This window comes from Cupriavidus sp. PB-02 (assembly GCF_058252315.1).
This window is the reverse complement of the sequence record NZ_CM177695.1, coordinates 1,798,483-1,817,918: the sequence shown is the minus strand read 5'-3', so window position 1 is coordinate 1,817,918 and position 19,436 is coordinate 1,798,483. Positions and strand designations below refer to the sequence as shown.

General features: G+C 65.5%; 19 protein-coding genes. 3 read left to right on the top strand and 16 right to left on the bottom strand.

The genetic code is table 11. The annotated features are described in order from the left end of the window. Positions 1–3: 3 nt before the first annotated feature. From AC10V3_RS29095 to AC10V3_RS29085, 3 genes are read right to left on the bottom strand one after another with little or no spacing between them, the layout of a single operon-like run. Positions 4–1,074 (bottom strand): hydroxyacid dehydrogenase, encoded by a 1,071-nt coding sequence (locus tag AC10V3_RS29095; RefSeq protein WP_022538830.1) that lies wholly within the window; start codon positions 1,072–1,074, stop codon positions 4–6. Beyond that, entirely contained in the window at positions 1,071–1,748 is a 678-nt protein-coding gene (locus AC10V3_RS29090; RefSeq protein ID WP_022538829.1) for an RraA family protein, read from the bottom strand. Before AC10V3_RS29090 ends, AC10V3_RS29095 begins: the two co-directional genes overlap by 4 nt. After that, positions 1,745–2,917 (bottom strand): alpha-hydroxy acid oxidase, encoded by a 1,173-nt coding sequence (locus AC10V3_RS29085; RefSeq protein ID WP_022538828.1) that lies wholly within the window; start codon positions 2,915–2,917, stop codon positions 1,745–1,747. The genes AC10V3_RS29090 and AC10V3_RS29085 overlap by 4 nt, the downstream gene beginning before the upstream one ends. 247 nt (positions 2,918–3,164) lie before the next feature. On the opposite strand from AC10V3_RS29085, the gene AC10V3_RS29080 reads away from it, so the two are divergent. Further along, on the top strand, positions 3,165–4,067 hold the full coding sequence (locus AC10V3_RS29080; protein WP_022538827.1) for a LysR family transcriptional regulator: 903 nt from the start codon (positions 3,165–3,167) through the stop codon (positions 4,065–4,067). Positions 4,068–4,315: 248 nt separating this feature from the next. Continuing rightward, a complete protein-coding gene (locus AC10V3_RS29075; RefSeq protein WP_022535542.1) occupies positions 4,316–5,707 on the top strand; it encodes an IS4 family transposase in 1,392 nt (463 codons plus the stop codon). A 96-nt stretch (positions 5,708–5,803) separates the two neighbouring features. Here the strand turns inward: AC10V3_RS29075 and AC10V3_RS29070 are convergent, their stop codons facing one another. The 11 genes from AC10V3_RS29070 to AC10V3_RS29020 form a co-directional block, all read right to left on the bottom strand. Further along, positions 5,804–6,223, bottom strand: a complete 420-nt coding sequence (locus tag AC10V3_RS29070; protein WP_022538826.1) for a hypothetical protein — start codon at positions 6,221–6,223, stop codon at positions 5,804–5,806. 1 nt (position 6,224) lies between these two features. Continuing rightward, complete coding sequence (accC, locus tag AC10V3_RS29065) at positions 6,225–7,583, bottom strand: acetyl-CoA carboxylase biotin carboxylase subunit (RefSeq protein ID WP_022538825.1); 1,359 nt, start codon at positions 7,581–7,583, stop codon at positions 6,225–6,227. Positions 7,584–7,676: 93 nt separating this feature from the next. Further along, positions 7,677–8,711 (bottom strand): IS630 family transposase, encoded by a 1,035-nt coding sequence (locus AC10V3_RS29060; protein WP_022535114.1) that lies wholly within the window; start codon positions 8,709–8,711, stop codon positions 7,677–7,679. Between the two features lie 3 nt (positions 8,712–8,714). Continuing rightward, positions 8,715–9,146, bottom strand: coding sequence for an acetyl-CoA carboxylase biotin carboxyl carrier protein (locus tag AC10V3_RS29055; protein ID WP_490923832.1), 432 nt, complete (start codon positions 9,144–9,146; stop codon positions 8,715–8,717). 7 nt (positions 9,147–9,153) lie between these two features. Then, on the bottom strand, positions 9,154–9,933 hold the full coding sequence (locus AC10V3_RS29050) for a LamB/YcsF family protein (RefSeq protein WP_041681799.1): 780 nt from the start codon (positions 9,931–9,933) through the stop codon (positions 9,154–9,156). Between the two features lie 44 nt (positions 9,934–9,977). Continuing rightward, entirely contained in the window at positions 9,978–10,955 is a 978-nt protein-coding gene (locus tag AC10V3_RS29045; RefSeq protein ID WP_022538822.1) for a 5-oxoprolinase subunit C family protein, read from the bottom strand. Then, on the bottom strand, positions 10,952–11,674 hold the full coding sequence (pxpB, locus tag AC10V3_RS29040) for a 5-oxoprolinase subunit PxpB (RefSeq protein ID WP_454753201.1): 723 nt from the start codon (positions 11,672–11,674) through the stop codon (positions 10,952–10,954). The genes AC10V3_RS29045 and pxpB overlap by 4 nt, the downstream gene beginning before the upstream one ends. A 29-nt stretch (positions 11,675–11,703) precedes the next feature. After that, on the bottom strand, positions 11,704–12,675 hold the full coding sequence (locus tag AC10V3_RS29035) for a Bug family tripartite tricarboxylate transporter substrate binding protein (RefSeq protein WP_454753200.1): 972 nt from the start codon (positions 12,673–12,675) through the stop codon (positions 11,704–11,706). A 187-nt stretch (positions 12,676–12,862) separates the two neighbouring features. Continuing rightward, a complete protein-coding gene (locus tag AC10V3_RS29030) occupies positions 12,863–13,687 on the bottom strand; it encodes an alpha/beta fold hydrolase (RefSeq protein WP_490923831.1) in 825 nt (274 codons plus the stop codon). Between the two features lie 50 nt (positions 13,688–13,737). Then, a complete protein-coding gene (locus AC10V3_RS29025; protein WP_022538818.1) occupies positions 13,738–14,985 on the bottom strand; it encodes a pyridoxal phosphate-dependent aminotransferase in 1,248 nt (415 codons plus the stop codon). After that, complete coding sequence (locus AC10V3_RS29020) at positions 14,982–15,650, bottom strand: RraA family protein (protein WP_022538817.1); 669 nt, start codon at positions 15,648–15,650, stop codon at positions 14,982–14,984. Before AC10V3_RS29020 ends, AC10V3_RS29025 begins: the two co-directional genes overlap by 4 nt. Positions 15,651–15,753: 103 nt before the next feature. Here AC10V3_RS29020 and AC10V3_RS29015 point away from each other — a divergent pair, with 103 nt between their 5' ends. Continuing rightward, the gene (locus tag AC10V3_RS29015; protein WP_022538816.1) at positions 15,754–16,695 is read left to right on the top strand and encodes a LysR family transcriptional regulator; all 942 of its coding nucleotides are present in this window, start codon (positions 15,754–15,756) and stop codon (positions 16,693–16,695) included. Positions 16,696–16,729: 34 nt separating this feature from the next. Here the strand turns inward: AC10V3_RS29015 and AC10V3_RS29010 are convergent, their stop codons facing one another. Beyond that, a complete protein-coding gene (locus tag AC10V3_RS29010) occupies positions 16,730–18,166 on the bottom strand; it encodes a sensor domain-containing diguanylate cyclase (protein WP_349606701.1) in 1,437 nt (478 codons plus the stop codon). A 226-nt stretch (positions 18,167–18,392) separates the two neighbouring features. Next, entirely contained in the window at positions 18,393–19,370 is a 978-nt protein-coding gene (locus AC10V3_RS29005) for a Bug family tripartite tricarboxylate transporter substrate binding protein (RefSeq protein ID WP_022538814.1), read from the bottom strand. Positions 19,371–19,436 lie beyond the last annotated feature (66 nt).

The window sequence follows — 19,436 nt, the reverse complement described above, 5'->3', positions numbered from 1 at the left end:
TGGCTACGGTGTGACCGATGCCTCCATCGCAGCCGCGATGCGCATGCGCGCACGCGGCCAGACTTCGGGGTTGACCAGCCGCTCGGGCCGCTCGCCACTGGCCAGCAGTGCGACGATTTGAGTGGCGGCCAGTTCGGCGTTCCTGCGCCGCGCTTCGTGCGTGACGCCAGCGGTGTGGAAAGTGGCGACAACGTTGTCCAGCACGAGCAGCGGGTTCTCGCGCGGCGGCGGCTCCTGCTCCCACACATCCAGGCCGGCCCCGGCAAGATGGCCACTGGCCAGCGCCCCATGCAGCGCGCCCTCGTCATGGATGCCGCCACGCGCGGTGCTGACAAAGATGCTGCCCGGCCGCATCGCGGCGAAGGCCGCGGCGTCCATCATGCGCAGCGTGGTGGCGTCGCGCGGGCAATGCAGCGAGACCACGTCGGCACTGCGAAGCAATTCTTCGAAGGACACCGCCTGTGCGCCACGTGCGGCCAGTTCCGCCGCATCCAGCGCCGGATCGCAGCCGATCACGTGCATGCCGAAGGCGCGGCCGAGCGCGGCGACGCGGCGGCCCGCGTGGCCCACGCCGACCAGGCCGAGCGTGCGGCCGCGCAGTTCGTGGCCCATCAGGTCCTCACGGCTCTCGCAGTTGTGCGCGCGCAGAAGGCGGTCGGATTCGGCGATGCGGCGCAGCACAGCCAGCATCAGGCCCAGCGTCATCTCTGCCACCGAGTCGGCGTTGCCGCCGGCCTGGTTGAGCACCGCGACGCCCGCTTCGGTGCAGGCATCGATGTCGATGGTGTCGCAGCCGGAGCCACTGGACGACACCGCCAGCAGGTCGGGGCAGCGCGCCAGCAGCGCGGCGTCGGCGAACCAGCGGCGGGGGATCTCGTCCTTGGCGGCCGAGATCTGGTAGACATGGGCGGTGGACAGCCGGGCCCACGCTGCCGCGCCGGCGCCTTCGCGGGCACAGGTGTGCAGCGTCAGGCCAGGCGTGGCCGTGATGATGCGGTCGAAGGCCGGGTCCAGCCAGTGGTCGAAACGGACCACCGTGCCGGTGGCGGGCATCGGCAGGCGGGGCGCGTTCATACCACCCCCTTCTCGCGCAGCGTGCGCTCGACCCAGCTGCGATCGGCGCGGCCTTGCGCGATCGATTCGAGCACCGCTGCTTCGGTGCGCTGTACGTCCTCCACGCGCGCGGCGATTTCCTCGGCGTCTTCGGCCGCAACGACCAGCAGGCCGTCGCCATCGCCCAGGACCAGGTCACCGGGGCGCACCACCATGCCGTCAATGCAGACAGATACGTGCAGTTCGCCGGGGCCATCCTTGTACGGGCCGCGATGCGAGACCCCGCGCGCATACACCGGCAGCGTTTCCTTGCCGATGGTGTCGCTGTCGCGGATCAGGCCGTCGATCACGAAGCCCGCTGCGCCGCGCGCGATCGCCAGCGCCAGCATGATCTCGCCGATGATGGCATTCGGACCGGCGCCACCGGCATCGACGACGATCACATCGCCGGGGCCGCAGAGGTCGAGGGCCTTGTGAACCATCAGGTTGTCGCCAGGCCGGGTGCGCACCGTGAGGGCGCGGCCGGCCATGACGCCATCGCGCCGGTGATAGGGCCGCAGTTGCGTGGTGCCGACGGTGCGGCTCATTGCGTCGCTGACATTGGCCACCGGGAAGCTGCGGTAGCGCTCCAGCAGCGCGTTGCTGACGGTTGGCGCCGGCTTGGGGTGGATGCGGAAGCCGTGTAGCGTGCTCATCGATAAGTCTCCGGGTGAGGGGGCATGTGCGGGGAGGTGGCAGGTCGGATGCAGGCAGAGCCGATGTCTGCCAGCCGGGTAAGGCCGAGCATCGCCATATCGCGCGAGATCTCGGCCTGCAACAATTCGATGGCGTGTGCCACGCCGGGGGTGGACCCTACTGTCGCCGCGTAGGCGAATGGTCGGCCGACAAAGACGCAACGCGCGCCGAGCGCGAGGGCCTTGATCACGTCCGTGCCGCGGCGTACGCCGCTGTCGAGCATCACTGGCAGATCGGGTACGGCGTCAACGATCTCAGGCAGGACACGCAGCGGTGCGATGGCGCCGTCCAGTTGCCGGCCGCCGTGGTTCGAGACGATGATCCCGTCCACGCCGTGCCGGCGCGCCAGCAAGGCGTCTTCCGCGGTCAGGATGCCCTTGACCACCAGCGTGCCTTTCCAGCGCCGGCGGATGGCTTCAAGGTGTGTCCAGGTGAAATGCGCGCGGTCGGAGAAGTCGCGCAGCACGCGCGACGACAGGATGGGTGCGCCGCGGTGCGCATAGGCATTCTCGAAATGCGGCATGCCATACCGCAGCAGCGTGCGCGCGAAGGTGCCGAGCAGCCAGCGCGGATGCGCGATGCCTTGCCATGCGAGGCTCAGGCTCGGCCGCAGCGGTGTCGAGAAACCGGCGCGCACATTGTTCTCGCGATTGCCCGCAACGGGCGTATCGACGGTGATCACCAGCGTCTCGACGCCTGCCGCCTCGATGCGCGACAACAGCCCGTCGATCTGCGCCAGGTCGCCGGGCAGGTAGGCCTGGAACCATGTCCCGGGCGCGGCCGCCATCACTTCTTCCAGCCGGATCAGCGACGAACCGCTCATGATCGCCGGCACCGCGGCCTGTTGCGCGGCCTGCGCCAGTACGATATCGCCGCGGTAGGCGAACAATGCCGCGATGCCCATGGGCGCAACGCCGAAGGGTGCTGCATAGCGCCGGCCGAACAGCTCGAAGCCCAGTTCACGCGTGGCCACGCCGGCAAGCACGCGCGGCCGCAGCGCGATCTCGGCGAAGGCACGGCGGTTCTCCGCCAGCGAGACGCTGTCCTCCACCGCGCCGCTGACGTAGGCGTACAGCGGCCGGGGCAGGCGGCGGCGGGCGAGCGGTTCAAGGTCGTTCAGCGAAAGCACTTGCCTGCGCAGCGCGGCTGCGCCTCGGGCTGGCGCGGTCGGCGCAGCGGCGGCAATTGAGGCACTTTCCGCACTGGCGGAAGGCGCTGCTGCAGGGGCTTGGATGGCTGGCATGGTCGATGTGAGATGGCTAGGCGACGACTAGGCACCAATCTAGCAACCGCGAAGAGACGATAAAAGCGAAAAATAACGAAGCTATAATTTCGCTTTTAGGAAACAGACAATCGCCACTCGCGGCCCTGACCCCATGACCCTCAAGCAACTGGAAGCCTTCTACTGGGCCGCGACCTGCCTCAACTTTTCAGTCGCCGCAGAGCGCTGCCACCTGTCCGTGTCCTCGCTGTCCAAGCGGGTGGCCGAGCTTGAAACCTCCCTCGGCGTGCAGCTGTTCGACCGAAGCGGCCGCCGTGCCGAACTGACGGCGCAGGGCGAGCAGATGCTGCCGCGTATCCGCGAGCTGCTGCGGGTTGCGGCTGAGCTGCAGCAGTCGGCGGGGCAGAGCCGTGGCCTGCAAGGCCGTTGCCGCGTGGGGTTGGGCGAACTGAGCGGCCTGACCTGGCTGCCCCGGCTGGTACGGCAGGCGGCCATCCGGCATCCGGAGCTTCAGCTTGAGCCCTACGTCGATATCGGTCAGGTGCTGGAGCAGCGCCTCGAGGATGGCGAACTCGACCTCGCGGTGATCGCCGGGCCGTCATCGCGCAGCAGCCTCGCGTCGGAACGGATCGCACAGGTCGACTTTGTCTGGGTTGCGACCGAGCCCTTCATCGAAAAGACCGGCACCGACGATCCGCGGCGGCTGATGGCGGAGCAATTGCTGCTATCCCTGCCGGTCGGCGCGGGCGGCACGCGGGTGCTCGACCAGTGGCTGGCGAGCCGCGGCATGGCGGTCAACCGTCGTCTGGTGTGCAACAGCTGGGGCGCCGTGGTCGGCATGGTGGCGGAGGGACTGGGTTTCGCCTTCATGCCGAAGCAATGGGCAGAGGCGCTGGAAGCGCGCGGGGTGTTGCAGATCCTGAAGAAGGGGGGCGCGCTGGAACCGCTGCACTATGTCGTGCAATGGCGTCGCGACGATGCGCGCCTGCTGATCACGGAGATGCGCGACGTCATCAAGGACGTGATCGAATTCCAGGCGCCGCGTTGCCTGGTGTAGACCGCGTCAATCGCAGGGTAGATTTGGCGCAAGGTGCGCAGATTTCGCACGCGGCCGTACTACGGGCGCCCCTGTGAGTGGTGGCGGACGCACGAGTGGCAAGCCTGGAACGGCATTTGGGTGGATGTCATGCTTTGAACCACCATTTGGTTGCTCCCTCTCCCGCAAGCTTGCCTTTACCCACATCTCGATAGGAAAGGTTGTAAACCGGATTGGACGGTGTTAACTTCGGGTGAAGTTGACAATCAGTGGTGGCAATTTTGCCTGATACGGAAGATCTGGAAGATTGGGCCAGCGACGAATTCGGTGGCGCTCAGTTGGGCGATGCACGTCGCACGCAGCGCCTTGTGGCATTGGCGCGCGGACTGGCGCAAAAGGCCCATGTTTCGTTCCCGCAGGCCTTGAGTGGTGCCCAACTCAAGGCGGCATATCGCTTCTTTGATAATGAGGCGGTTGACCCGGACGGAATACTGGCGAGCCACGTCGCTCAAACCGTGGGTCGCATGCAGCAGGTGCCTGTCGTCCTGACGGTGCAGGACACCACGGAATTCAATCTGGCAAATTTGCCCGCGACTGAGGGACTTGGTCACGGCACGGGCGGCAATTTGCACGGATTCATGTTGCACAGCGTGCTGGCGGTGACGCCTGAGGGCCTGCCACTGGGCGTGTTGAGCATGAAGACGTGGGTGCGTGCGCCGCAAGCATCGGGCAAGGCCAGGCAGCGCCGGGCGCTGTCCATTCGCGAGAAGGAAAGCGTGAAGTGGCTGGAGGGGCTGGAATGCCTTGAGCCGCTCAAGATGCAGTGTCCGGACACGCACCTTGTTGCCGTCAGCGATCGCGAGGGCGATGTGTATGACGTGTTTCTGGCGCCGCGCCCAGCGGGGGTGGACTGGTTGGTGCGGGCCGCCTGGAATCGGGGCGTGGACCACCCAGAGAAGTATCTGTGGGAGACGGTTGCCGCGGCTCCTGTACTTGGGGAGACCGTACTGCACGTGCCCAGGTCCGGCGCCAGGCAGGCACGTAGTGCCCGACTGGCTTTGCGCTGTGTGCCGGTCCAACTGCGAGCGCCGCGCAGCCGCGGTGCAGAGGGGCTACCGAGTCTCGAAGTGTTTGCCATTCACGCGCTGGAAATCGAGCCGCCCGAAGGCGTTGAGCCGCTCGAATGGATGTTGCTCAGTTCGATGCCCACCCAAACGCTGGAAGATGTGCTCGAACGGCTGAGCTGGTACGCCCGGCGCTGGACCATTGAATCCTGGCATCGTGTCCTGAAAAGTGGCTGCCAGATCGAGGCCCGGCAGTTCGGGACGCTGGAGCGGTTCCTGCGGGCCACGGCGCTGTTCGCCGTGATCGGCTGGCGCATTATGTACGCGACCATGCTGGGCCGGCTCGAAGCCGATATCCCTTGCTCGGTGCTACTGCAATCGCTCGAATGGCGGGCTTTGTACTGCCGCACGCACGGCACCACCAAGCCACCGGAGCAGGCGCCCAAACTCAGCGAAGCTGTCCTTTGGATCGCCAAGCTCGGTGGCTACCTGGGTCGCAAAAACGACGATCCCCCGGGAGCCACCGTCCTGTGGCGCGGCTTCCTCGCCCTGCACGAAATCACCGAAATGTATCGGATCTTCCAGAAAAACGAGTAAGCCGCCGGAAGTTGTGGGTAAAGGCAAGCCCGCAAGCGGGAGAGGGAGCAACCCGGCCGCATGTGAAGAAGCTATCGGGCAGAGAGCTGTTGGCGCCTATGACGCCTTCTCGAACGCGAAAAGCGCCTGCCCAAAGCCAACCAACGTACCGCTTTCGGCAAGCTGCTCCCCTGGCACGCCGCGCTCTCCGGCGTTCACCGCACTGAGCACTGAACCGACACGCAGGTAGCCCACTGCCTCGCCGGCCTCGACGGTGCGGTCGGCCAGCGCGAAGGTCTCTTCCGCCAGCGGGTGACTGGCGTAGAACACGCCTGCCGCGGGCGCTCGTATGCAATCGAGCGCCGCGCCCGGGGTTTCTGCCTGAGGCATACCTTGACTGGCGCCATCAGACCCCACCCCGTCGCCGTCCGCCGGACGTTGCAACACCAGGTGCTTCCCTTCCAGTTCGAGTTCCAGCCTGGCAATCGGCTTGCCATCAAGGCGCTGAACCAGCCGCTCGATATCTTCCAGATTCATGTCAGTTCGCCTCCCCAAGGCCCTGTGCCAGGCATCGTTCCAGATGATGGATGTCATATCCGCCTTGGGTGAAGCCAGGCTCGTCCATCAGTACCCGGTGCAGCGCCACGTTCGAGTCGATGCCGCCCAGCACGATTTCATCCAGCGCCACACGCATGCGCGCGATCGCTTCCTCGCGTGTGGCGCCATGTGCCAGCAGCTTTGCAACCAGCGAGTCATAGTTCGGTGGCACCGCGTACCCGGCATAGAGATGGGATTCCACGCGTATCCCGGGACCGCCAGGGGGAATCCACGCCGTGATGCGCCCGGGAGCCGGCGTGAACCGCCATGGATGTTCCGCGTTGATGCGGCATTCCACGGCATGCCCGCGAAACACCACATCCTCCTGCCGGAAGGAAAGCGGTTCCCCGCGTGCGATGCGCAATTGCTCGGCGACGATGTCGATCCCCGTGACCAGTTCGGTGACCGGATGCTCGACCTGCACCCGGGTGTTCATCTCGATGAAGAAGAAGGCGCCATCCTCATAGAGAAACTCAAAGGTGCCAGCGCCACGGTAGCCGATATGCCGGCACGCCCGGGCACATTGCTCGCCGATCCTGGCGATTTCCTCGCGTGAAACGCCGGGTGCCGGGGATTCCTCGATGACCTTCTGGTGGCGCCTCTGCATCGAGCAGTCGCGCTCGCCCAGCCAGACGGCATTGCCGTGGGCGTCCGCAAGCACCTGGATTTCGATGTGCCGGGGATGCTCGAGGAACTTCTCGATATAGACCTCCGGGTTGTTGAAGGCCCGCCCGGCTTCCTCCCGGGTCATCGCGACCGCCTGTGCCAGCTCATTGGCGGCGCGCACGATGCGCATGCCGCGCCCACCACCGCCACCTGCCGCCTTGACGATCAGGGGATAGCCGACCGTTTCGGCCAGTGTAGCGGTTGCCGGCAAGTCATCCGTCAGTGCTCCCTCGGAGCCGGGAACGCAGGGGACACCGGCTTCGATCATGGCCCGTTTGGCGCTGACCTTATCACCCATGCGCCGGATCGAGGCCGCGGTGGGCCCGATGAATACCAGCCCGGCGTTCTCCACGGCTTCAGCAAAATCCGCGTTCTCCGACAGGAACCCATACCCGGGATGGATGGCCTCGGCCCCCGACAGCCTGGCGGCCAGCAGCAGTTCGTTCTGGTCCAGGTAACTGCGGCCGGCTGGCGCTGGTCCGATGCACAACGCCTGGTCGGCGAGGGCGACGTGCCGCAGGTTCGCATCGACTTCCGAGTGGACGGCAACCGTCCGGATGCCCAGCTTGCGGCAGGCCCTCAGCACCCGCAGCGCGATCTCGCCGCGATTGGCGATCAGCACCGATTCAAACATCGCCGTCTCCGGCAGGCTCGATCGCAAAGAGCGGGGCGCCTGCTTCTACCGCTGCACCATCCGCGGCAGCAACGCGGACCACCCGCCCCTTACTCAGCAGTCCCAAATATATGCGACAGATGGGGCATCAAAGAATGATCGAATGAGGGTGCGCTTTTTCTGCAGCCCACGCAGTTGTTGCTCGACGCGAATCTCCAGCTTCTCGCCGGTGCGCAGCGGATTGCGCGCCACGCCGGTGCGCTTGAGGTGACTCCATACCAGCTCGTCCGGATTGAGGTCCGGCGCGTAACCCGGCAGGAAGTGCAACGTTAATCTGCCGCCAGTGGATTCGACGTACTCGCGCACACTTGCCTTCTTATGGGCTGGCAAGCCGTCAATGACAAGATGCACCGGCTTGCGCCTGCCCCTCATCATCTTCCTGAGCAATTCGATGAACAGCTCCGCGGTGAGCGCGCCCTTGTACGTCGCGAACCAGAAGCCGCCCCGGGCGTTGACCGCCGAGGCTGCCGAGATCGATTGGCGCTGGCCGGGGCGCTCGATCACCGGACTCTGCCCTTTGAGCGCCCAAGTCTTGCCGTGCACCGTGTCGGCTCGAAACCCGGATTCATCCCAGAAGTAGATTTCCGCCCCACTACGTCGGGCCCTTGCTGCAAGGTCAGGATAGGTCTCACGCTGCCAGCGCTCAATCGCCTGCGGATCTCGCTGATAGGCGCGCTGCAGTGGTTTTTGTGGCGTCAGGCCCAAACGGGCCAGCAACCTCCCCACTGCGGTCAGACCCATGCGCACACCAAACTTTTGCTTAATCAAGGTGGCCACGATTTGCCGCGTCCACAGCCCGAAGTCCAATCCGAATTGCCGCGGGTCCCTGCCGTTAATCCAGCGTAGAACCTGGGCCTGCTGGTGCGCTGTGAGCTTGGGCGGTCGACCGGTGGCAGGCCGCGCTGCCAGTGCCCGCTCCCCATTGCCGCGCCCGCTGGCAGCCTTGAGCCATCGGTAGATCGAGGTGCGATTCATTCCCAGGGACTTCACTACCTCCGACGGCTTCTCGCCTTCCTTCACCCGGCGCAACGCCAGCAGCCGAAATTCTTCCTGCGTCGCGCGATCCAGTTGGCGGCCATCTCGTTTCATGGCTCATGAGACTACCGTCGATCCCATTCGTTCAATTTTTGTCGCCTTATTTTGGGACTGGTCAGTAAGATCGGCTTCCACGGCATTCAGCATCTTCATGGCCTCGATGATGGCAAGCTGTTGTCCCTCTTCAACCAGGTCACCGACCGCCACGAACGGAGGCTGGCCTGGCGCAGGGGCGCAATAGAACAAGCCCGCAAGCGGCGCCGATACGGTTCGTGCCTTCGGCTCGACCTGGATGGGGGAAGCGGTAAGGGCCTGGGCGGGCGCTTCCTGCACTGGCGTCGCCAACGCGGGCGACGTTCCGGCTGTCCCCTGGTTGCTTGAGCGCACCAGCCGGATGCGCCCGCCATCCTCGGCGTACTCGAGTTCCGACAGCGTCGAACGCTCCAGGATGCCGATAAGCTGCTCCACGAAATCGATGTCCATCGTCATGGCCACCTCAGCTAAAGGACCGTACGGTGACGCCAGCCTCTTCCAGCGTGCGCCGCACCTCCGCGGCCATGGCAATCGCCCCCGGCGTATCGCTGTGCACGCAGATCGACTCGATCGGCGCGGGTACCAGCTTGCCGGAGATGGTTTCGATGGCGCCGGCGCGAACCATCCGCAGCATTCGTGCCGCGGCCTCGTGCGCGTCGTGCAGCACCGCGCCGGGAATCTTGCGATGCACGAGGTGGCCCTCGTCGGTGTAGGCGCGGTCTGCAAACACTTCAGCGCACACGCGCAGGCCCATCTCCTTGCCGATGCGTTCAAGATGGCCATTCGCGAATGTCAGGCAAACCAGCTTCGGATCCACCGCCTTGATCGCCCGGGCGATGGCGGTAGAGACCTCGGCGTCGGTCTGGGTCAGGTTGCCCAAGGCGCCGTGAGCCTTGACGTAGGTGATGGGATGGCCCGCGTACGCGGAAAGCGCTTGGGCAGCGCCAATTTGATAGGCGACCAGCCGCTCGATCTCGCCGGTGCTGAACGGAATGATGCGCCGGCCGAAGCCCCACAGGTCCGGGAAGCCGGGGTGGGCGCCCACCGCAACCCCGCGCTCCCTGGCCAGCGCGAAGGTCTTCGCCATGATCTCAGGATCGCCCGCGTGCAAGCCGCAGGCGATATTGGCGGAGCTGACGATATTCAGGATGGCTTCGTCGTCGCCCATGTGATAGGCGCCGAAGCCCTCGCCCATGTCGGAGTTGAGGTCGACGCGCAAGGATGCTGCATTCTGCCTGGTCATGGTTGAGCTGTATGTGGATGTGATTGGAAGGCGGGAAGGGTGGCTTAGCTGCGTCGCGTCATCAGCGCGATGTTGCTGCGCAGGGACGCACGTTCTTCGGCTTGCGCTTTCGAGGCGGCGATGGCCTGGTCCTGGTCGACGGTCGTGAATCGCACGCTGCAACCCACAGGCGCTTGTGCAAGCCGCCAGAGGTCTGCCTCGATCACGGTGGCGATCTTCGGATAGCCGCCGCAGGTATTCGCTTCCGCGAGCTGGATGATGGGTTGTCCGGAGGGCGGGACCTGGATCGTTCCTGGCACGATGCCGTGCGAGAGCAGTTCCAGCGGGCGGGTCAGCGTCAACGCTGTGCCGACCAGGCGATAACCCTGCCGGTTGGCGTCGGGCGTGACCTTGTAGTCGGTGGTGGTGAACGCCGTTCTTGCCTCGTCGCTGAACATCTCGTATTCGGCGGCTGGCACTGCCCGCACCGTGATGCATCCTCGGGATAGCTCTTGCCAGAAGGGCGGAATATCGTTGGGGATCAGGCCCAGACCGGACGCCTGCAGCACCGGATTCCCTGCTTTCCCGAGCGGCAGCACGTCCCCGCGCCGCAGTCCACGCCCCTCCCAGCCTCCGAATCCGCCCTTGAGGTCAGTGGAGCGAGAGCCCAGCACGGGGGCAACGTCAATGCCGCCCGAGAAGGCCAGGTATGCGCGTGCGCCCCGGCGGGGACGTTCGACGACCAGGACCTGGCCGGCCCTGGCGCGTCGGCCCCACCAGGGCGCCAACACGTGGTCGTCCAGCAGCAGGCGGCTGTCCGAGCCGGTACAGGCGAAGACAGTGTCGGACTGAAAGCGCATGCGGAACGGAAACAGGCCGATCTCGATCCCGGCTTCGCCGTCGTCGTTGCCAACCAGTGCGTTGGCGAGGGACAGCGCCATGACATCCATGGCGCCACTACGGCCAACCCCGATGCCGAGATGGCCCGGCCTGCCCAGGTCCTCGACGATATTCGGCGCGCCCGTGGAGAGGACTTCAATCATGATTCGATTCCCTTCACCCGAAAATGCACCCGGTCCCCGGGGGAGAGCAGGCAAGGCACGCTGCGGCTCGGGTCGAACATGCTCAACTCCGTCATGCCGATCAGATGCCAGCCGGACGGCGCGGTACAGGGCATGACCCCGGCCTGGCTGCCTCCGATTGCCACCGAACCTTTCGCCACCTGCATCCGCGGCACCTGCCGGCGGGGTGTGGCGAGCCGCGCAGGCAGGCCGGTCAGGAAGGCAAAGCCAGGGTATGCGCCAATGCAGGCGACCGAGTAGACAGCGGCGCTGTGCTGGCCGACAAAGGTTTCGATGTCGAGGCCGGCGCCTGCGGCCAGGGCCGGCAAGTCTTCGCCGGTTTCCCCGCCATAGACCACGGGGATCTCGATCTCCCGGCCCTGGCGCACACTGACTTCCAGCGTCTCCCAGAGTGCAGGCAGGCATTCACGAGCCTTGGCCGGATGCAGCAGCATGGGGTCAAAGACGACAAGGAGGTTGTTGACGCCGGGAACGGTTTCCCGAATGCCATCAAGCACCTTGCCCGCCGAAAGCAGCGCAGAAAGCGCCCAGACACGTTCCTGTGTCGCCGGGTCGAACGCACCGGCGCAGGCATCGAGAAGCAGTGCGCAGGTACCTGCCGCGTGCACCCTCAGCGTTCGCCGGGCGCCGCCTGCCATCGGCGGCGCTTGTTCCTCGGCTGCCATCGTTGTGATATCCACTCGTACACTCCGTTACGCTGCTGCTGGTATCAATCGAGCTTGATGCCGGCGTCGTCGACGACCTTCTTCCACTTGACGGTCTCGCTCTTCATCAGGGAACCCAGTTGCTCCGGAGTCCCGCCGGCGGGTTCCAGGCCCATCTCGACCAGCTTGGCCCGGGTTTCCTTGTCGCGGAGGATTTCATCGATGGCCTGGTTAAGCTTGGCCACCACGTCCTTGGGCGTACCTGCCGGCGCGACAAAGGCCTGCCAGAAGATCATTTCGAAGCCTTGCATGCCGGATTCGGATACGGTGGGCAAGTCGGGGTACTCGGCGGACCGCTTCGTGGTGGTGATGGCCAGGGCCTTCAGCTTGCCGGCCTTGACCAGCGGCATCGCCTCGGGCACGAGCGCCATCATGACCTGCACCTGGCCGGCCATCAGGTCCTGGAGCGCGGGCGCGCCGCCTTTGTAGGGCACATGAACCACATTGGCGCCGGTGACCCGCTTGTAGAGCTCCATGCCCAGGTGGCTTGGCGTACCGTTGCCAGCCGAGGCATAGCCCTCGCTGCCGGGTTTGCCCTTCAGGAACTTGAGCAGGTCCGCCATGGACTTCGCCGGTACGTTCGGGTTGACCACGACAACGCTGGGGATGGTCGTGGTCTGGATGATGGGCGCGAAGTCTTTGCTCGGGTCATACGAGAGCTTGCTGTACAGACTCGGGTTGACCGAGAGCCCCGTCATCGTGGCCAACAGGATGTTGTAGCCGTCCGGTGCCGATTTCGCCACGAAGCTCGCGGCAATGGCTTCGCTGGCGCCGGGCCTGTTCTCCACGACGACGGGCTGGCCGAACTTCGCCGTCAGCTTATGCGCGACCATGCGCGCAACGGCGTCCGTGGAGCCCCCGGCAGGATATGGAACGACGAGCCGGATTGGCTTGGTCGGGTAGTCGGCGGCGCTTGCGGTGGGGGTGTTCGAGGCAAGTGTCAGGCAGGCGACCAGGCAGGTAATAGCGAACTTCATGACAGTCTTCCTTTTGTGGGGGCAAGAACAGATCGTGGGGGCACAGCACGCAACAACGCTCACACGCCGGAGTGGTGTAGATACAAGTCTTGGCGTTGGTTATGGATATGTAAATTCCAAAGTTCGTAGCGCTTTCATACGCGGAGGCTCTCGAACCCGTCTGGAGCCAGTCGATGACGGCTGGGCATCACACACACACACGGGCCAGGAACCTGGCAATCCGCTCCCACATCGCGGGTGCGTTCGAGTACATCGGAAAATGCCCGCACAGCGGAATCTCCGCCAGTTCCACGCCATGGCTTTGTAGTTGTTCCAGGTAAGAAAGCGAGGCGTTCTGCTCTCCGTACATGAACATCCTGGGGCAGGGCAATTCCAGGAACTTCGTCATCAGGTCGGCGTTGTCGGACAGGTCGACCATCGATTCGAATATCCCCCGTACTGCGCCGGCGCGCACCTTGTGGCGCAGGCTTGCCGCATACAGCGGACTGGAGAAATACGGGGACCAGGTACGGTCGATGAACTCGTCAAGGAAGTGATCCGCGTCCTCGCTGTGATGCGAGACGATCTGCCGGCTGAGGAAGCAATCCTCCGGGGCCACGTTGCCCTCGATGTCGACGAAGCTCAGCACGCGCTCCGGCACGCGGTGGGCCAGCATCAGTGCAGTCAGGCCGCCCATGGAATGCCCGACCAGGTGAAACCGGTCCATGCCGAAATGGTCGAGTGCCGCGAGCGCGGTTTCTACCAGGAAGGGAATCGAGATCCGGGACAGGTCCCGGCATTCCGTTTCGCCGCAACCGGGTGCGTCGTAGGCGAGGACTGCGCGATCTGCGAGTGCGGGATGTAGGACCACGTCCGCATAGTCCTCCTTGGTCGAGCCAAAGCCATGCAGGAAGACCAGGGGAGGGTGTTTGCCGGGGCGATGGAGGGCGGACAGTTCGATGTCGGTTCCGTTGACTGACAGGTGGACGCGTTCCTTGGTGAGTGTGCTTGGTGACACGCTGGCGAACTCCATGGTGGGGGCGAATATGACGGTCGACCTAGTTGGTCCGCCATTGCGGCAGTTCAATCTCGCAGGGACTGACAGAACTTCCGGATTGCCTCGCACGCCTGCCGCAGCGACTCGGTGTCGAGTGCGTAGGCGATCCGGATGTATGGGCCCAGCCCGAATGCACTGCCATGCACGACCGCCACATTGGCCTCATCCAGCAGCGCCCCCGCGACATCCTCATCGGTACCGAGCAGCGTCCCGGCAGCCGTACGCCGCCCCAACAACCCCTCGCACGACGCAAACGCATAGAACGCGCCTCCAGGCACCAGGCATGACAACCCCGGCGTCTCATTGAGCATGCGGACCATCATGTCCCGCCGCTCCTCGAAGACGGCACGCGACTCACGGATAAAGTCTTGCGGTCCGTTCAGCGCGGCCAGCGCGGCATGCTGGGAGATGGAGCAGGTGCCGGAGGTCTGTTGTCCCTGGACCTTCTCCATGGCTTCCAGCAGCCAGCGAGGGCCGGTGCCGAAGCCGATGCGCCAGCCGGTCATGGCGTAAGCCTTGGAAACGCCGTTCATGGTCAGGGTTCGCGGCGCGAGGCGCGGCTCCACCGCGGCGACCGTGTGGAAGCGCGCGCCGTCGAAGGTCAGGTGCTCATAGATATCGTCTGACAGCACCAGCACATGCGGGTGTGCCAGCAGCACCTCGGCGAGCGCAGCCAGTTCCTCCCGCGTATAGACGGCACCGGTGGGATTGGACGGCGAGTTCAGGATGAGCCAGCGCGTCCTGGGGCTGATGGCGCGCGCGAGTGCGGCCGGGGTCAGCTTGAAGCCGACATCTGCCCCGCACGACACAATCACCGGTGTCGCGCCGGATAGCTGGACCATCTCCGGGTAGCTGACCCAGTAAGGCGCGGGCACGATGACCTCGTCGCCAGTGTTCAAGGTGGCCGACAAGGCGTTATAGATCACCTGCTTGCCGCCGGTGCAGACGATGGTGTCCTGCCAGCCGACGTCGAGGCCGTTGTCGCGCTGGAACTTGGCGGCAACGGCTTCACGCAGCGCGCGCATGCCGGCCACTTGCGTGTAGCGGGTATGGCCAGCGCGAATCGCTGCGATGGCGGCATCGCACACATGCGCCGGGGTGTCGAAGTCCGGCTCGCCGGCGCTCAGCGAAATGACTTTGGCACCGGAAGCCCGCTTTGCAGCCACCCGGTCCATCATCCGGTAGGTCGCCGAGGCCTGGGCACTGGCCAGGTTGACGTTCAGGCGTTGGACGTCGAGCGCCGATTCGAAGAACCCTTTGTCTGCCGCGCTCATTTTGCTTCCTTGCTGTGGATGGCTTCGAATTCCTTGTCGTGCATCACTTCCTCAACGGAGCGGCCGGCGCGTACGGCCTGGACCATGCCGTCCTGGCGGCGGGCGATGCGCTCGCCCAGGTCCAGCACTTCTTCAATGCGCGCTGCCGGGACGAAGACCGTGCCACAGCGGTCGGCGATGACATAGTCGTCCTGGCTCACGACCACGCCGGCGAAGACCACGGGCTCCCCGGCGCCGAGCTGCACCACCCGATTGCGCGCGCTGATCATGGTCACGCCGCGACCAAAGACCGGATAGCCGATGGATTCGCTGCCTTCGATATCGCGGCTCAGGCCGTCGATGACGGTGCCGCGCACCTGCCTGGCGTTCGCGGCATTGGCGAGGATGTCGCCCCAGCAGGAGATGCCTTCGAGCCCGCCGGCGATCACCAGGATGCGGTCGTCGCTGCGGATCTCTGCGATGACGGGGGTGATCAGATGTGCCGTCGGCGCGGCATCGGTCTTGGCGCCAAGCTGGACGGTGCTCGCCCTGCCGACGATCCTGGGGCAGTCCCAGAGGGGGCGGATGCTGTACGTTGCGCCGGGCAGGTTCAGGAAATCCAGCGCGTCCGATACCGTGTTGGTATCGAGGGCGGCAAGGCGGTCGAGCAGGGTTTGCGGGTGCATTCCGGCGTCCTCAGTGGTTGCTTGGCTTGCACTATCGGCGCTAGAGTTCGATATGTAAATTCCGAAGAACGTAAGCTTTTCATACGCCAAAGCTATCAAAGCCATGATCAACTTCAGACTGGTTCGGCATCTATGGCTGTTCCTGGCCGTTGCTGAGGAGGAGCACTTCGGCCGCGCCGCCAAGCGGCTGGGAATGTCCCAGCCGCCGCTGACCGAGCAGATCCAGGTGCTTGAGCACGCGCTGAAGGTAAAGCTCTTCGATCGGTCCAGGAGAGGCGCGAAGCTCACGCCCGCGGGCGCGGCGATACTGCCGGCGGTACGCAAGTTCGCGGAGCAGCTGGAGCGGCTCGAGCTGGCGGTGCGCGAGGCCGTCCAGGGGCAGAGCGGCCTGCTGACCATCGGCGCGATCTCGTCGGCGATGGTCGACACGCTGCCCCCGCTGATCGACCACCTGAAGGCGCAACACCCGCAGCTGACCGTGTCGGTCAAGGAGATAGACAGCGTGGATGCGGTGCCGGCGCTGGAGCGGGGGGACGTAGACCTGGCGTTCGCCCGACTTGAAGGCGACCTGGGGCCGTCCATCAAGTCCATCGCGCTGAAGCAGGACCGGCTGGCTGTCGCGCTGCCCAGGTCTCACCCTCTGGCAGAGATGCCGCGTGTCCGCCTGGCGTCGCTTGCGGATGAGGAGTTCGTGATGTTCTCCCGGCAGGTGAGCCCGGTCTACTACGACAGCCTGATCACGACCTGCAGGGCGGCTGGCTTCTCACCCCGCGTGCTTCACGAAGTACGGACCGTGTCGTCCCAGATTGCCTTTGTCGGCTGCGGACAAGGGATTGCACTGGTGCCGGCGTCGTTGAAGAAGGCCGCCTCCGACAACGTGGTGGTCAGGCCGCTGAAGGAAGCGGTCAATGTGGTCACGACGGCGATGGCATGGTCGACCAGCCGCGAAAACCCGATGATCGAGGCGGCGATCGCAGCGCTGGCAGCGGGAAAGATCGTGGAGCGCAGGCCGCGGCGTCGGGGTGCGGCAGCATCCGCTGGCTGAATCGCCGAGGAACGTGGTCCTCAGGCAGGATAGTTCAAGACGCCAGCGCCGCGGCCGTGGCGCTAAAGGTCGCCACGCAATTGCGCCCCGAGCGCTTGGCCAGGTAGAGCGCTTCATCGCCGGCGCGCAGGAAGGCGCGCAGCTCGCCGAAGGTTTCATCACTGCCCGCGCGGTTGTCGTAGGTCACCACGCCGACGCTGACCGTCAGCTGCCCGTCAAGCCCCGCGGCGTTCGGGATCCGCAGGGCCTGGACCGCCGCGCGCACGGCTTCTGCGATGACGGCCGCGCCGGACGCGTCGGTGTGGGGCAACAGGATGGCGAACTCTTCGCCGCCATAGCGGCCCGCATAGTCGCCGGGGCGCCGCACGTGCCGCTGGATGCAGGCGCCGACCGCGGCCAGGGCGTCGTCGCCGGCCTGGTGCCCATACCGGTCGTTGAACTGCTTGAAGTGGTCGACGTCCAGCATCAACAGCGACAGCGGCTCGCAGTGCCGCCGCGCGCGCCGCCATTCCACGTCGGCGGCGTCGTCGAGCGCGCGCCGGCTGCCCAGCCCGGTCAGGCCATCGGTGTTGACCATCCAGCGCAGGTGTTCTTCCATGTCGACGCGGCGGCGCCACTGGCGCGACAGCAGCACCGACAGCGCAATGATGGCCGCGTCCATGGCGCCAATCAGGGATGCAAAGAGCCACGCGCGGCGATACCAGGGAGCCAGCACGTCGTCGGTGGCACGCCCCACCACGACGATCAGCGGGTAGCCCGGGATACGCCTGAAGCTGTAGAGGCGCTGCACGCCGTCCACCGCGGCGACGCCGATATACGAACCTTGCGTGCCATGCAGCAGCGGGGCGAACGAAGGGCTGCCGGAGATGTCGCGTCCGATCGAGGCCGCGTCATAGGGACGCCGCATGATGATGGGCCCGTCGGTGCGCACCAGCGTCAGCGTGCCGCCCGGGCCAAGGCTCACGCCGTCGAACAGCTTGCGGAAGTAGTTCAGTCGCAAGGTGCCGACGACGATGCCGGCAAAGCTGCCATCCGGCGCGGAGAACCGGCGGCTGATGCCGATGGACTTGTTCTCCGGCGTCAGGCGCGGCTGGAACGGCCGGCTCAGGAACAGGCCGGCGTCAATGCCGTTGCGATGCGCCTGGAAGTAATCGCGGTCGGCCACGTTGACCGGACGCGGCGGCCACTGGTGCGAATCGAACATGAGGTTGCCATTGGCATCGGTGACCAGCAACGAGCCCACGTCTTCGGCGTTGATGGACCGGTCGAACAGCAGGCGCTGGCGCAGCCCCGGGGCCAGCGCCATGATCGACGGATCGTGCAGGGCCTCGACCACCCCGCCAATCGCCAGTGCGTGGATCTGCAGGTTGCGCGTGATGCTGCGCTCCAGCGTCAGCGCCAGGTTGGCGGACGCTTCGCTGGCATTGTCCAGTGCATCCCGGCGCATCTGCACCAGGGCGAGCCCGCCCATGGCGGCGATCATGCATACGAGGACAAGGCTGGCGGCGACAATGAGGGACGCCGGGCGGTAAAAGGGTCTGCGAGCGGGAAAGTGGATCATGTGGCGCACGAAGGAAGGCCCTTCTTCTTATATGCGCACATTGTAGTACCTGGCCACCGATTCGAACGGCAGCCCGCCGGTCCGGCGAACCGTATCCGGCACTTTGGTTCGCCGTTCTCCCAAGAAAAGCCAGGGTTCAGTCCGCGCGAATATTGGAGTCCTTGACCACCTTTGCCCAGGTCGCCAGTTCCTGGTCGACAAACCTGCCCAGCTCCTGCGGCCCCATGTAGGCAGCGAAGGCGCCTTGCTCCTCGACCTTCTTCTTGTAGGCATCGCTGGCCACGATCTTCTTCACCTCCTGCGACAGCCGCTCGACGATGGCCGGGGGCGTGTTGGCCGGGGCGAACAGCGCGAACCAGGACTCGACCTCATACCCCGGCAGGCCGGCCTCCGCGGTGGTCGGCACGTTGGGTAGCGAGGGATGGCGCTTCGGCCCGGCGTAGGCAAGCGCCTTGATCTTGCCGGCCTGCACATGGCTGATGACGCTCGGCGGCGTGGTGATGAACATATCGACCTGCCCGCTGATCAGGTCGGTGACGACCGGCCCGGCGCCCTTGTACGGCACGTGCGTCATCGGGACCTTGGTCTGGCGGCCAAACATCTCGCCGGCGATATGCTGGATCGAGCCATTGCCGGACGACGCGTAGAACAGCCCCTTGCCATTCGACTTGCCATAGTCCACCAACTCCTTCAGCGACTTCGCCGGGAGCTTCGAACTGACCGCAATGACGTGCGGTGCGCGCATGACCAGCGCTACCGGCGCAAAGCCGGACGGTTTCCAGCGGATCTGCGGGAACAGCGCCGGATTGCCGACGTGGTAGCCGGAATACTGGAGCAGCAGCGTGTACCCGTCGGGGGCGGCCCGTGCGACCGCCTCGGTGCCGATATTGCCGCTGGCGCCGGGCCGGTTGTCGACGACCACCGGCTGCCCCAGCGCGGCCTGGAGCTGTTCGCCGATCAGGCGCGCCACGATATCGGTCGAGCCGGCCGGCGCGCTGGGCACGATCAGCGTGACCGGCTTGCTCGGGTATGCGCTGCCGCTATACGCCGGCGCTGTGGCGACCATGGTTGCCATGGCCAGTAGGGTTGCTGCAGCGATATGGATTCGCTTCATGGTTGTGTCTCCTCGACCGACTTCTGCGGTAGGTGTTGCCATTTCTGGTCTGTAGCCTCCGGCGCA